Origin of the sequence: Stenotrophomonas sp. HMSC10F07, from assembly GCF_001807895.1 — a bacterium.
Lineage (GTDB): Bacteria > Pseudomonadota > Gammaproteobacteria > Xanthomonadales > Xanthomonadaceae > Stenotrophomonas > Stenotrophomonas sepilia.
The window spans coordinates 71,678-85,803 of sequence record NZ_KV791339.1 but is presented as its reverse complement, the minus strand read 5'-3'; the positions used below and the strand labels follow the sequence as shown (position 1 = coordinate 85,803).

10 protein-coding genes are annotated in these 14,126 nt (G+C 67.3%); 9 read left to right on the top strand and 1 reads right to left on the bottom strand.

The genetic code is table 11. The features are described 5' to 3' along the window. Positions 1-108: 108 nt before the first annotated feature. A complete protein-coding gene (locus HMPREF3114_RS03480; RefSeq protein WP_065178621.1) occupies positions 109-1,233 on the bottom strand; it encodes a pyridoxal phosphate-dependent aminotransferase in 1,125 nt (374 codons plus the stop codon). Between the two features lie 263 nt (positions 1,234-1,496). Here HMPREF3114_RS03480 and ligA point away from each other — a divergent pair, with 263 nt between their 5' ends. The 9 genes from ligA (at position 1,497) to HMPREF3114_RS03435 (ending at position 14,095) form a co-directional block, all read left to right on the top strand. Continuing rightward, the gene (ligA, locus tag HMPREF3114_RS03475; RefSeq protein ID WP_070489076.1) at positions 1,497-3,962 is read left to right on the top strand and encodes an NAD-dependent DNA ligase LigA; all 2,466 of its coding nucleotides are present in this window, start codon (positions 1,497-1,499) and stop codon (positions 3,960-3,962) included. A 50-nt stretch (positions 3,963-4,012) separates the two neighbouring features. Then, positions 4,013-4,498 carry a GNAT family N-acetyltransferase gene (locus HMPREF3114_RS03470; protein ID WP_070489073.1) on the top strand — a complete coding sequence of 162 codons (486 nt, stop codon included), beginning with the start codon at positions 4,013-4,015 and terminating at the stop codon, positions 4,496-4,498. Next, the gene (epmA, locus tag HMPREF3114_RS03465; RefSeq protein WP_070489070.1) at positions 4,495-5,451 is read left to right on the top strand and encodes an EF-P lysine aminoacylase EpmA; all 957 of its coding nucleotides are present in this window, start codon (positions 4,495-4,497) and stop codon (positions 5,449-5,451) included. The genes HMPREF3114_RS03470 and epmA overlap by 4 nt, the downstream gene beginning before the upstream one ends. 138 nt (positions 5,452-5,589) lie before the next feature. Further along, complete coding sequence (locus HMPREF3114_RS03460; RefSeq protein WP_070489068.1) at positions 5,590-6,318, top strand: DUF3011 domain-containing protein; 729 nt, start codon at positions 5,590-5,592, stop codon at positions 6,316-6,318. A gap of 47 nt (positions 6,319-6,365) precedes the next feature. Continuing rightward, complete coding sequence (mtnA, locus tag HMPREF3114_RS03455; RefSeq protein ID WP_053497328.1) at positions 6,366-7,430, top strand: S-methyl-5-thioribose-1-phosphate isomerase; 1,065 nt, start codon at positions 6,366-6,368, stop codon at positions 7,428-7,430. A gap of 256 nt (positions 7,431-7,686) precedes the next feature. Next, positions 7,687-10,401, top strand: a complete 2,715-nt coding sequence (gene gyrA / locus HMPREF3114_RS03450) for a DNA gyrase subunit A (RefSeq protein WP_053497326.1) — start codon at positions 7,687-7,689, stop codon at positions 10,399-10,401. Positions 10,402-10,532: 131 nt separating this feature from the next. After that, the gene (locus tag HMPREF3114_RS03445) at positions 10,533-13,061 is read left to right on the top strand and encodes a membrane-bound PQQ-dependent dehydrogenase, glucose/quinate/shikimate family (RefSeq protein WP_070489065.1); all 2,529 of its coding nucleotides are present in this window, start codon (positions 10,533-10,535) and stop codon (positions 13,059-13,061) included. A 63-nt stretch (positions 13,062-13,124) separates the two neighbouring features. Then, entirely contained in the window at positions 13,125-13,535 is a 411-nt protein-coding gene (locus HMPREF3114_RS03440; RefSeq protein ID WP_256337623.1) for a LysR substrate-binding domain-containing protein, read from the top strand. A gap of 53 nt (positions 13,536-13,588) precedes the next feature. Continuing rightward, a complete protein-coding gene (locus HMPREF3114_RS03435) occupies positions 13,589-14,095 on the top strand; it encodes a DUF4952 domain-containing protein (RefSeq protein WP_070489062.1) in 507 nt (168 codons plus the stop codon). Positions 14,096-14,126: the final 31 nt, after the last annotated feature.

Below are 14,126 nucleotides of genomic sequence, written 5' to 3'. Positions count from 1 at the left end.
CGTGCCGACCAACGGTCGGCACCCACCCCGACCAATGGTCGGCATCCACAACAGCAGATCCACGCCATGCGTGGATGGGGCGAACCAAGTTCGCCCCCACCAACGGGGTCAGGCCGGTACGCCGGCCACCTTGGCGAACGCACGGCGGAATGCGGCCATTTCGTCTTCGGTGCCGACGGTCACGCGCACGCGCTGTGGCCAGATCGGCCAGCTGCGGCCAATGATCACGCCGTTGTCTGCCATCGCCTTGGCAAAGGCGGCACCGTCGCGCTGCACATCCACCACGAAGCAGTTCGCTTCCGACGGGACGCAGCTGAAACCACGCTTGCCCAGCCACGCGATGGTGGCCTGCCGCACCTGGGCATTCTGCAGGCGCCGCTGCGCGATCAACTGGGGATCCTGCAGGCTGGCCAGTGCTGCGGCCAGTGCTGGCACGGGCAGTGGGTTGTCGCCCAGGCTGGCCAGTTCGCGCAGGCGGTCGGGATGTGCGGCCGCCACGCCCAGGCGCAGGCCGGCCATGCCGTACAGCTTGGAGAACGTGCGCAGCACGATCAGGTCATCGCGCTGCGCTACCTGCGCGATCAGGCTCGGCTGCTCGCTGTACTGCAGGTAGGCCTCGTCGACCAGCACGCGGGTCGATGCGGGCTTGTGGGCCAGCAGCCAGGCGAGCTCATCCGGTGGGCTGATCGAACCGGTCGGGTTGTTCGGATTGCACACATACACCAGCCCGGTCGGGCGCGCTTGCGCGGCGGCGACCATCGCACGCAGGTCATGCGCGCCGTCGTCGCGCAGCGGCACCTTCTGCACATGGGCGCCGCGAGCAGCGGCGACCTCGCCCAGCGTCTCGAAGGTCGGGTCGGCCACCACCAATCCCGCCTGCGGCCCGGTCCACACCGTGGCGGCCCGGTTCAACGGCTCGCTTGAGCCGGGATAGAGGCGCACGTGGTCGGCCGGAATACGTGCCTGCTCGATGAAGGCATCGCGCACCTGTGCGGCCAGGGCGAAGCGGTAGCGGCCGCAACTGGCGATACTGTCGCGCGCGGCCTGCTGGGCCGCCGGCGAGGGGCCGTAGGGGCACTCGTTGAAGTTCAGCAGTACCACGCCTTCGGCAGGGGCCGGGGCGACGGCGGCCGCAGGTTGGGCCTGGCCAAGCCGCGGCAGTCCGCTGCCAGCGACGGCGAGGCCGGCACCGGCCAGTTGCAGGAAGCGTCTACGGGAAGCAGGCAGGGTCACGGGTGGGATTCCGAGGAGTAGCCTTCGCACGCTAGCGCTGGTTGCGGTGGGCGGCAAGCCCGCTTTTTGTAGTGCCGAGCCATGGTCGGCTGCAGGTGTGCCAACCAAGGTTGGGCACCTGCCGGGGCGGGGAGATGGTTGGCATCCACCAGAGCAGCGGGGCGCCCGTCGAGCATGGCTCGGCGCTGCGAAGGGGGGGCATTACAGGGCCTGACGGCCGGGCGCGGTAGAATCCCCGGCCATCCCAGAACCACCGGATTCCGATGAGCTCCAGCCCCGCCGAACGCGCCGAAGATCTCCGCCGGCAGATCGCCCAGGCCAACCGCGCCTATCATGAGCTGGACGCCCCGGAGATCCCCGACATCGACTACGACCGGATGGTGCGCGAGCTGGAAGCGCTGGAGCGCGAACATCCGGAACTGGCCCGGGCCGACAGTCCGACCCAGCAGGTCGGCGCGCGTCCCTCCGGCCGTTTCCCCGAAGTCCGCCATGCGGTGCCGATGTTGTCGCTGTCCAACGCCTTCAGCGATGAGGAAGTGGCGGATTTCGTGCGCCGCATCGATGAACGCCTGGGCCGCCGCAGCCTGCAGTTTTCGGCCGAGCCGAAGATGGACGGCCTGGCGATCAGCCTGCGCTATGAGGATGGTCATTTCGTGCTCGGCGCGACCCGCGGCGATGGCAGCACCGGCGAGGACGTGACCGCCAACCTGCGCGAGATCGGCGATGTTCCCAAGCGGCTGCACGGCAAGGACTGGCCGGACGTGCTGGAGGTGCGCGGCGAAGTCTACATGGCGCGTGCCGATTTCGAGGCGTACAACGAACGTGCGCGCCTGCACGGCGGCAAGGTGCTGGCCAACCCGCGCAATGCGGCGGCCGGGTCGCTGCGCCAGCTCGACCCGAAGATCAGTGCGCAGCGCAGGTTGAGCTTCTTTGCCTACGGTACCGGTGAAGTGCAGGGCGGCGAGCTGCCCGATACCCATTCGGGCACGCTGGCGCAGCTCGGCGCCTGGGGTTTCCCGGTCAGCGCGCTGTGCAAGGTGGTGGAAGGCACCGACGGCCTGCTCGGCTACTACCGCGATATCGGCGAGCGCCGCGACGGCCTGCCGTTCGATATCGATGGCGTCGTCTACAAGCTCGATGACCGTGCCGGCCAGCAGGCGATGGGCTTTGTCTCGCGTGCGCCGCGCTGGGCCATCGCGCACAAGTTCCCGGCACAGGAACAGAGCACCACGGTGGAGGCGATCGAGATCCAGATCGGCCGCACCGGTGCGGCCACACCGGTCGCGCGGCTGGCACCGGTGGCCGTGGCCGGCGTGATCGTGTCCAACGCCACGCTGCACAACGCCGACCAGATCGCACGCCTCGACGTGCGCGTCGGCGACAGCGTGATCGTGCGCCGTGCCGGCGACGTGATCCCGGAAGTGGTCAGCGTCATCCTCGATCGCCGCCCGCAGGGCACCACGCCCTGGCAGATGCCGAAGCGCTGCCCGGTGTGCGGCTCGGAGATCGTGCGCGAGGAAGGGGCGGCCGCATGGCGCTGCTCGGGCGAACTGTCCTGCCCGGCGCAGCGCAAGGAAGCCATTGCCCATTTCGCTTCGCGCCGCGCGATGGACATCGACGGCCTGGGCGACAAGTACATTGAAACCCTGGTCGACGCTGGCATCGTCAAGAGCGTGGCCGACCTGTACAGGCTCAGTCGTGACCAGCTGCTGCACCTGAAGCTGGTGCTGGACGCTGAAGATCCCTCGGCGCTGGCCGCCGCACTGAAGCTGCACCTGCCGGCTGAAGGCAGTGGCGCGGTGCTCAATGCGGTGCTCAGGCTGGACGGCAACGATCCGGGCTGGCGCGCGCAGGCGCTGGCGCAGCCGGCCCGCTTCGAATGGAACACGAAGAAGATCGCGACCAAGTGGGCCGACAACCTGATCGCGGCCATCGACGCCAGTCGTGCCGCCACGCTGGAACGGCTGCTGTTCGCGCTGGGCATCGAGCACGTGGGCGAAAGCACGGCCAAGGCGCTGGCGCAGTGGTTCGGTGACCTGGAACTGATCCGCCACCTGCCGTGGCCATTGTTCAAGCGCGTGCCGGACATCGGTGGCGAAGTGGCGCGGTCGCTCGGCCACTTCTTCGAACAGCAGGGCAACCAGCAGGCCATCGATGACCTGCTGCAGGTCGGCCAGGTCCGCATCAGCGATGTGCACGCGCCCAGCGCCAGGCTGCGCGAGGGGCTGGACCTGGCGCAGCTGTTGGTCGAATCAGAGATTCCCGGCATCACCCGCCTGCGCGCGGAGAGACTGGTGGCTGCGTTGCCCGGTGCCCAGGCGGTGCTCGACGCCGAGCATGGGCAGTTCGTCAACGCCGGATTGCCGGACGACACCGCGCGTGGCCTGGCCCAGTGGCTGGACAGCGAGGGCCATGGCGCGATGCTGCTGGCAGCCGAGAAGGCGATGCAGCAGATCCTGGCCAAGGCACCGGCGCTGGCCGAGATCGTGGCCGGCCCGCTGGATGGGCAGACCGTGGTGCTGACCGGCACCCTGGCCCAGCTCACCCGCGATGCCGCCAAGGAGCGCCTGGAGGGCCTCGGTGCAAAGGTCTCCGGCAGTGTCTCGAAGAAGACCAGCTTCGTGGTCGCCGGTACCGAAGCGGGTTCCAAGCTGGACAAGGCGCAGTCGCTGGGCGTGCCGGTGTGGGACGAAGACCGCCTGCTGGCCTATCTGGCCGAACACGAGTGACGATCCCGCCGGGTGTCCCCGCGCCCGGCATGAAACACAAAGGAACACCGATGCAGACCGCCCCGCTGGATTTCCGCCTGGCCACCCGTGCCGACGAGGAGCTGTTGATCGCGCTGATGCGCGAGTTCTACGCCGAAGACAGGATCGACTTCGATGAGGCGCGCGTGCGTCGCGGCGTGGACGCGCTGCTGGCCGATCCGCGCAATGGCGAAGTGCTGTTGTGGATGGACGAGGCGGGCGAGGTAGTCGGCTATGCGGTGATCGCGATGGGCTTCAGCCTGGAGCAGGGCGGCCACTTCATGCTGCTGGACGAGCTGTACCTGAGCCATCGTGCGCGCGGTCGTGGCCGCGGCAAGCAGGCGCTGGCCATCTGCGAACAGCGCGCTCGCGGTCGTGGCGTCAGTCGCCTTCGCCTGGAAGTGAACCACCACAACGAACTGGCACGCCGCCTGTACCTGGCCAGCGGCTACATCGACGATACGCGCGATCTGCTGACCCTGCCGCTCGACCATCCGCGCCCGGAGGGCATCCTGTGAGCGAGGCCCTGCTGCGCGCGCTGCAGCAGCGTGCCGAGCTCAATGCGCTGGTGCGCCGCTTCTTCGCCGAGCGCGATGTGCTGGAGGTGGAAACGCCGATCCTGTCGGTGGCAGGCAACACCGAGCCGAACATCGACAGCTTCCACACCGATTTCACCGGCCATGTCGATGCCGGTGGCCGTCGTCGCTGGCTGCGCACTTCGCCGGAGTATCCGCTCAAGCGCCTGCTGGCGGCCGGTGTGGGCGACTGCTACGAGCTGGGTCGGGTATTCCGCAACGGTGAGGCCGGCGGCCGCCACAACCCCGAATTCACCATGCTGGAGTGGTATCGGGTCGGCTGGGACCACCATCGGTTGGTACAGGAGACCGCCGAGCTGATCGGACAGGCGCTGGCCCTGGTCGGACGCCGTGCAACGCTGCACGTGCTGAGTTACCGTGAGCTGTTCCAGCAGCACCTTGGCGTGGATCCGTTCGAGGCGGATGAGTCCACGCTGCGTGCCGCGTTGGGCGAGGTGCACATTGACCCGGTCGGATTGACCCGTGATGACTGGCTCGACCTGCTGATGACCCATCGTATCCAGCCGCATTTCGACGACGCGGTGATGACCGTAGTGCATGACTGGCCAGCCAGCCAGGCCGCGCTGGCACGCATCCGCGCCGGCACGCCGCCGCTGGCCGAGCGTTTCGAGCTCTACCTGGGTGCAGTGGAGCTGGCCAACGGCTATCACGAACTGAACGACGCCGACGAGCAGCGCGCCCGCTTCCGGCGCGACCAGCAGCGCCGCCACGAACGCGGGCAGGTGCAGCCGCCACTGGATGAGGCGCTGCTGGCGGCGTTGCCAGCGTTGCCGGCCTGTGCCGGCGTGGCGGTGGGTGTCGATCGCCTGCTGATGGCGATGAACCGCACGCCACGCATTGCCGATGTGCTGGCCTACGACTTTGCCCACGCGTGACGCCCGCGTGTTGCTGAACATCGCAGGCTGAACGAAACGCGGGCTCTGTGCGCTTGCGTCGGTAAGCAGGATGATGCTCTTATCACGGCCAATGCCGGACACTGGCATGCAGTTCATCCATTCCTGCTGGGGAAGGCTTTGGTCAAGTGGTTTGCGGTTGTCGCTGCACCGATGTACTCCATTGCGCTCTGGGGTGCCTGGCTGCCGTCGCCGGCGTCGGCCCAGCAGGTGGGCTACGACGATGAAGTGGTGACCTGCGAGTCCCGCGACATGGGCTGGGTGCACTGCGACATCGATGTGGCCAACGGCGTCGATCTGGTGCGCCAGCTGTCGAGCAACAGCTGCATCCGCGGCAGCGAGTGGGGCACCGACCGCAGCGGCGTGTGGGTCACCCTTGGCTGCCGCGCCGAATTCCGGGCGCGCCGTGCGCAGGGTGCGGCACCTGCGGCAACGGAAGGCAAGCGCCTGGTGCGCCGCGTGGTGCGCTGCGAATCCAATGGCCGTCCGCAGAGTTGCCCGGTACGCCTGGATGGCGCGCCGGTGCGCCTGCTTCGCCAGTTGTCGGTGCTGCCGTGCCGGGAAGGCCAGGGATGGGGCTACAAGCGCAATGAAGTCTGGACCAGCCGTGGCTGCCAGGGCGATTTCGAGGTGGCCGACGAGGATGGCCGCTTCGTCGATGTGCCGCGCCGCCTGACCTGCGAATCGAAGTCGAAGAAGCGCCGCTTCTGCGGCGCGAGCATCTCGGCGGGTGCTGTGGTCTCCGAGCAGCTGTCCAGCACGCCCTGCGAGGAAGGCAGCACCTGGGGCTGGAACCGCAACGGGATCTGGGTGGATGGCGGCTGCCGCGCCGAATTCTCGGTGAATTGAGCCGGGGCAGGCTCCAACCGCGCGGGGCGTGGCCCTACAATGGGCCCATGAACACTGCCTCCGACATCGACTACGCCCGTTACGACCACATCCGCCCGATCCTGTGGACCGGCGATGCCTTGCAACTGCTGGACCAGCGCAAGCTGCCGTTCGTGGTCGAGCACGTGGTCTGCCATGACAGTGACGAGGTTGCCAGCGCCATCCACGCACTGACCGTGCGTGGCGCGCCGGCGATCGGCATTGCCGCCGCCTGGGGCGTGGTGCTGGCTGCGCGCGAGGTGCAGGCCGCAGACGGTGCGCACGCGTTGCAGCAGCTGGAGCCGGCACTGCAGCGCCTGAACGCATCGCGCCCTACTGCGGTCAATCTGGCCTGGGCGCTGGCACGGATGCGCCGTTGCCTGAACGCTGCCGGCGCCGACTGGAAGGCGTTGCTGGAGTCCGAAGCGCAGGCGATCGCAGAGGAAGACCTGGCGGCCAACCGCCACATGGGCGCACTGGGCGCTGGCCTGATCGAGGCTGGCAGCGGTGTGCTGACCCACTGCAATACCGGCTCGCTGGCCACCGCCGGCTTCGGTACCGCGCTGGGCGTCATTCGCGCCGGCATGGCCCAGCACCGCATCGCGCGCGTGTTCGCCGGCGAGACCCGGCCGTGGCTGCAGGGTGCACGCCTGACCGTGTGGGAGCTGCAGCAGGACGGTATCGATGCCACCCTGATCGCCGACTCGGCGGCCTCGCACCTGATGAAGACCGGTGCCGTGCAGTGGGTGATCGTGGGCGCAGACCGCATCTGCGCCAATGGTGATACCGCCAACAAGATCGGCACCTACCAACTGGCCATTGCCGCACGCCACCACGGCGTGAAGTTCATGGTGGTGGCGCCGTCCTCGACCGTGGACATGGAGACCGTTGACGGCAGCCAGATCGAGATCGAGCAGCGCGACCCGGGTGAGCTGTATGGCGTGGGCGGTGCCCGCACCGTGGCCGAAGGCATTGCCGCCTGGAACCCGGTGTTCGATGTCACCCCGGGCGAGCTGATCGACGCCATCGTGACCGAGCGCGGGGTGATCCTGAACCCGACCGCCGAGAACATGCGCGCCGCCTTCGGCGGTTGAGGCGGGCAGGGTTGCGGATGTCTGTAGAGCCGAGCCCACGCTCGGCTGCGGCGGATTGCCGGTCGAGCCGAGCATGGGCTCGGCTCTACAGGATCGGTTGGACCCCTAAGTTCCTGATTTGTGCCGGTAAAATCCCCGTAAAGGGAGGCGGAAAACGGCCTGTTGTGGTAGTATCCACAGGTTGAATCGAGGTTCCGGCGCGACCGCCCACGGGCGAATGCGCCGGACTGGACCGCTACCAGACAACGGAACCCGAATGGCAGAAACCGCCAAGGAAATCATCCAGGTCAACCTGGAAGACGAGATGCGCAAGAGCTACCTCGATTACGCCATGAGCGTGATCGTGGGCCGCGCGCTGCCGGATGCGCGCGACGGCCTCAAGCCGGTGCATCGCCGCGTGCTGTATGCGATGAACGAGCTCAACGCACACAGCAACAAGCCCTACTTCAAGTCGGCGCGTATCGTCGGTGACGTCATCGGTAAGTACCACCCGCATGGCGACCAGTCGGTGTACGACACGCTGGTGCGCCTGGCGCAGCCGTTCTCGCTGCGCTACATGCTGGTCGATGGCCAGGGTAACTTCGGCTCCATCGATGGCGACTCCGCCGCGGCCATGCGATACACCGAAGCGCGCATGTCGCGCCTCGCGCACGAGCTGATGGCCGACATCGACAAGGAAACCGTCGACTTCCAGCCCAACTACGACGAAAAGGAACTGGAGCCGACGGTCATGCCGACCCGGTTCCCGAACCTGCTGGTCAACGGCTCGGCCGGTATCGCGGTGGGCATGGCGACCAACATCCCGCCGCACAACCTGAGTGAATCGATCAACGCCTGCATTGCGCTGATCGACAACCCGGAGATCGACGTCGACGGCCTGATGGAGTACATCCCGGGCCCTGATTTCCCGACTGCCGGCATCATCAACGGCACCGCCGGCATCGTCGCTGGCTACCGCACCGGCCGTGGCCGCGTGCGTATCCGTGCCAAGGCCGATATCGAAGTGGCCGACAATGGCCGCGAATCGATCATCGTCACTGAAATTCCTTACCAGGTGAACAAGGCGCGTCTGATCGAAAAGATCGCCGAGCTGGTCAAGGAAAAGAAGATCGAAGGCATCAGCGAGCTGCGCGATGAGTCCGACAAGGACGGCATGCGCATCTACATCGAGATCAAGCGCGGCGAATCTGCCGAGGTTGTGCTGAACAACCTGTACCAGCAGACGCAGATGGAATCGGTGTTCGGCATCAACATGGTGGCGCTGGTCGACGGCCGCCCGCAGTTGATGAATCTGAAGCAGATGCTGGAGGCGTTCGTCCGCCACCGTCGCGAAGTGGTCACCCGCCGCACCGTGTTCGAGCTGCGCAAGGCGCGCGCCCGCGCCCATGTGCTGGAAGGCCTGACCGTCGCGCTGGCCAACATCGACGAGATGATCGAACTGATCAAGACCTCGCCGAACCCGAACGAAGCACGCGAGCGCATGCTGGCGCGCGTGTGGGAGCCGGGCCTGGTCGGTGCGATGCTGGGTGCCGCCGGTGCCGAAGCCTCGCGCCCGGAAGACCTGCCCAAGGGCGTGGGCCTGATCGAGGGCGGCTACCAGCTGACCGAGATCCAGGCCACCCAGATCCTGGAAATGCGCCTGCACCGCCTGACCGGGCTGGAGCAGGACCGCCTGACCGACGAGTACAAGCAGCTGCTGGAAGTGATCGCCGGGCTGATCCACATCCTGGAAGATCCCGACCGCCTGCTGCAGGTGATCCGCGAGGAGCTGGTCAACGTCAAGGCCGAGTTCGGCGACGAACGTCGCACCGAAATCCGCCACAGCGAAGAAGACCTGGACATCCTCGACCTGATCGCACCGGAAGACGTGGTGGTCACCGTGTCGCATGCCGGTTACGTGAAGCGGCAGCCGGTGAGCGTGTACCGCGCACAGCGCCGCGGTGGGCGTGGCCGCAGTGCGGCGGCGACCAAGGAAGAGGATTTCATCGAACAGCTGTGGCTGGTCAACACGCACGACACGCTGCTGACCTTCACCAGCTCGGGCAAGGTGTTCTGGCTGCCGGTCTACCAGCTGCCGGAAGCGGGTTCCAACGCCCGCGGCCGTCCGATCATCAACTGGATTCCGCTGGAACCGGGCGAACGCGTGCAGGCCGTGCTGCCGGTGCGCGAGTACGCCGATGGCCAGTTCGTGTTCTTCGCCACGAAGAACGGTACGGTCAAGAAGACCCCGCTGGGCGAGTTCGCCTTCCGTCTGGCCCGCGGCAAGATCGCGATCAACCTCGATGAGGGCGATGCGCTGGTCGGCGTCGGCCTGACCGACGGCCAGCGCGACATCCTGCTGTTCGCCTCCAACGGCAAGACCGTGCGCTTCGGCGAGGACAAAGTCCGCTCGATGGGCCGTACCGCAACCGGCGTGCGTGGCATCAGGATGCCGGCCGGCGAGGAAGTGGTCAGCCTGATCGTGGCCGAAAGTGCCGGTGGCATCGAGGACGAGAACGAGGACGATAACGGTGTCGAGGAAGCCGCCACCACGGGTGATGCGGTGATCGATAGTGCCGACGACGCCAGCGTGCAGTACATCCTCACCGCCACCGAGAACGGCTACGGCAAGCGCACCCCGCTGCCGGATTACCCGCGCAAGGGCCGTGGCACGCAGGGCGTGATCGGCATCCAGACCACCGAGCGCAATGGCAAGCTGGTCGCCGCAGTGCTGATGGGCTCCCGCGACGAAGTCCTGCTGATCTCCGACGGCGGTACGCTGGTGCGTACGCGTGGCTCGGAAATCAGCCGCGTCGGCCGCAACACCCAGGGCGTGACCCTGATTCGCCTGTCCAAGGACGAGAAGCTGCAGGCGGTGGAGCGCATGGATGCCTCGATCGACGAGGACGAGGACGAGGTGGCAGTCGCCGCCCCGGCCACGACCGACAGCGCCCCGGCTGCGGCCAGCAGCGAGGACGCCGCACAGGACTGATTCTGCCGCGAGCCTGAGGCACCCGACGACGCCGGCCCCGTGCCGGCGTCGTCGTATCCGGATGCCACGCATACGCGCGCGCTTCACGCAGGCGGTGGGATAACGACGCATGCTGCCCCCGGAGATCGACGATGTCCGCCACGCCGCAGTCCGCTCCTGCTCCCGTCCGCGCTTCCCGGCACCCTCTCGTTACCGTGCTGTCGCTGCTGCTGGTCGTGCTCGGCCTGGTCATCGGCGGGCTCGGCGCGTGGCTGCTCAGCCTGGGCGGGTCTGCGTACTACGCCATCGCCGGGGCCGGCCTTCTGGCCAGTGGCCTGTTGTTGTTCGGCAATCGCCGCAGCGGCGCGCTGCTGTATGCGCTGGTGTTCGTCGGCACGCTGCTTTGGACCTGGTGGGAATCGGGCAGCGACTACTGGCGCTGGGTGCCGCGGCTGGGCCTGGTGACCGCGCTCGGCATCGTGCTGGCGCTGCTCGCGCCGACCCTTCGCGAACCGGTTTCAAAGCGCCTGTCGCGCAGCGTGGCGGGCGTCCTGATGCTGGTGTTCGTCGCTGCCTTCGGGTTGGCGTTCGCACCGCATGGTGAAGTGGACGGGCACCAGTCGTTCCCGGAAGGCGCGGCCAGCGCCGGACTGGAACCCACGCGGGATACCACCGGCCTGCAACCGGCCGACCAGCCGGCCGAGGGAGACTGGCCGGCGTGGGGCCGCAGCAATGCCGCCACCCGCTATTCGCCGCTGCAGCAGATCACCCCGGCCAACGTGGCCACGTCGGAGCTGGCCTGGCAGTTCCGCACCGGTGACCTGCCGAAGAAGCGCTGGGGTGCGGAAACCACGCCGCTGAAGATCGGCGACCGCCTGTACCTGTGCACTGCCCGTAACCGCCTGATCGCGCTCGACGCTGCCAGCGGCAAGGAACTGTGGCGGTTCGATCCGAAGGTGAAGGACGCCTCGATCCCGTACACCGCCGCCTGCCGTGGTGTGAGCTACTACGAGCAACCGGCAGCGCCGATCCTGGCCGATGCCACCCTGGCCGATGCCGCGGCTGATCTGGCGTTGCCCGAGCCGCCGACCAGCGTGAGCCGCAGCGCTGCACCGGGCAGCCGTCCGGCGTGCTGGGCGCGCATCATCGAAGGCACGCTGGACGGGCGCATCATTGCAGTGGATGCAGATAGCGGCCGTCCCTGCGCGAACTTCGGCAACAACGGCCAGGTCGACATCACCCTCGGCATGGGTGAGGTGCCACCCGGCTATGTGTCGATCACCTCGCCCCCGGCCATCGTGCGCGGCGTGATCGTCACCGGCCACCAGGTGCTGGATGGTCAGCGCCGCGACGCGCCATCGGGCGTGATCCAGGCCTACGACGCGATCACCGGCAAGCTGCGCTGGGCGTGGGACATGGACCAGCCCGAGCGCAGCGGCCTGCCGCCGCATGGGCAGACCTACACGCGCGGCACGCCGAACATGTGGACCACCGCGACCGGTGATGAGGCGCTGGGGCTGGTCTATCTGCCGCTGGGCAATTCTGCGGGCGATTACTGGAGTGGCTCGCGTACGGAAAACCAGAACCGCTATGCGACGTCGCTGGTGGCGATCGATGTGGCCACCGGTAAGCCGGCCTGGCATTTCCAGGCCGTGCGCAAGGACGTGTGGGACTACGACCTGGGTTCGCAGGCCAGCCTGATCGATTACCCGACGGCGGCAGGCAAGGTGCCGGCACTCCTGCTGCCGACCAAGCAGGGTGATCTCTACATCCTCGACCGCCGCAACGGCCAGCTGCTGACCGCTGCCGAAGAGCGCAAGGTGCCGGTCGGCGGTGTCGAACCGGAACAGCGCTCACCCACGCAGCTGTTCTCGCTGTACCACACGCTGCGCCGCGAGCATGACCTGACCGAGCGCGACATGTGGGGCATCACCCCGATCGACCAGCTGATCTGCCGCATCCAGTTCCGCAAGGCCTATTACGAAGGCTTCTACACGCCGCCGAGCAGTGATCGCCATTCCATCGAATACCCCGGCTACAACGGCGGTTCGGATTGGGGCAGTGTTTCCATCGATACGCGCCGCGGCGTGATCGTGGCCAACTACAACGATATGCCCAACTACAATCGGCTGGTGCCACGTGCCGAAGCCGACCGCCTGGGCTGGCTGCCGCGCGAGAAGATCCGTGCCGACAGGGGCGGTGGCGAGGGGGCCGGCGATCCGCAGGTGGGAACGCCGTATGGCATCCAGGTCAACGCTGGCTGGCGGCTGCCGTTCACGGGTCTGCTGTGCAAGCAGCCTCCCTACGGCGGCATCCGTGCCATCGACCTGCGCACCGGCAAGCTGTTGTGGGATCGTCCGTTTGGCAGTGCGCGCGGCAATGGGCCGTTCGGCATCCGTTCCGGCCTGCCGATCGAGATCGGCACGCCGAACAACGGCGGTTCGGTGGTGACCGCCAGCGGGCTGATCTTCATCGCCGCCGCCACCGATGACCTGCTGCGCGCCATCGACCTGAAGACCGGCAAGGAGCTGTGGCACGCGGCGCTGCCCGCGGGCGGGCAGGCTACGCCGATGGTGTATGAACAAGACGGACGCCAGTTCGTGGTGATCATGGCCGGCGGCCACCATTTCATGGAAACCCCGAACGGCGATTACGTGATGGCGTTTGCCCTGCCGAACTAGCGGTTGCCGGCCTGAACACGGTATGCGGGGCTGTGACCGCTGTCGCTGAAGTTGCGCTGGCGAGTGGGCAGCATCCATCGTCGGACCAGGACGGGGCCGGCCATTGTCCATCCGGCCGATCTGAGCCGGCACGAGTGCCTGGGCTTCGCGCATTCGATCATGCGTACGCGCTGGAGTTTCCGCGACACCGATGGCAGCGTGCTGACCGTGCCGGTGTCCAGCCGCTTCATGGTCAATCAGGCCGAGCCGTTGCTGACCGCGGCCGTCGGTGGGCTGGGGTTGATCCTGCAGCCCCATGAAATGCTCGCCGCCGCGCTGGCGCGTGGCGAACTGGTGGAAGTGCTGCCGGACTACGTGCCGGTGTTGACGTGGATCAACCTGGTGTATCCGCGCGACCGCCAGCTGACGCCCAAGCTGCGCAGTTTCCTGGACTTCTGCGTGGCACGCTTCAGCGAGCAGACGATGGCACGGTGATAGCGCGGTATCGGGTAGCATTCCTGTGACTGCCTGCGAAGGATCGCCCTGAGATGATTGCCCGGTTGCCGCTGCGTAGCGCGTGCCTGCTGCTGGGGCTGCCGGCATTGCTGTTCGCCGCCAACGTGATTGCGCAGCAGACGCCTGCGCAGGCGCTGGCCGCGTGGGAAGCGCAGGGGCGTGCGGACGGCCTGGCGCGACCGGATATCGAATGCCAGGATTTCCTGCAGGCGATGGAGCGGAAGCCTGCGGGACTGGAATACCTGGGCTGCAGCCAGGACGACGCGTCCTACATCAAACCCATGCAGGCCCACTACCGCGTTCCAGGCGCCCAGGCAGTGAAGGTGGAAGCCTATCTGCGCGAGACCTTTGGCACGCCTGCATTGCGCTACGTCTGTTGCGGCTGGAGCAATGGCGTGCCGTACTACTGGCGCGACGGCCCGGATGCGGTGCGGTACCAGATCGGCATGGGTGTGGAATCGCTGCCGTATGAGCGGATCGAATGGCATCGCATCGAGGCGTTCACTGTCACGGTCGAGGTGTTGCGGCAGAGTCCCTAGCGTGGATGCAGTGGGCGGTTCCATCATCTAG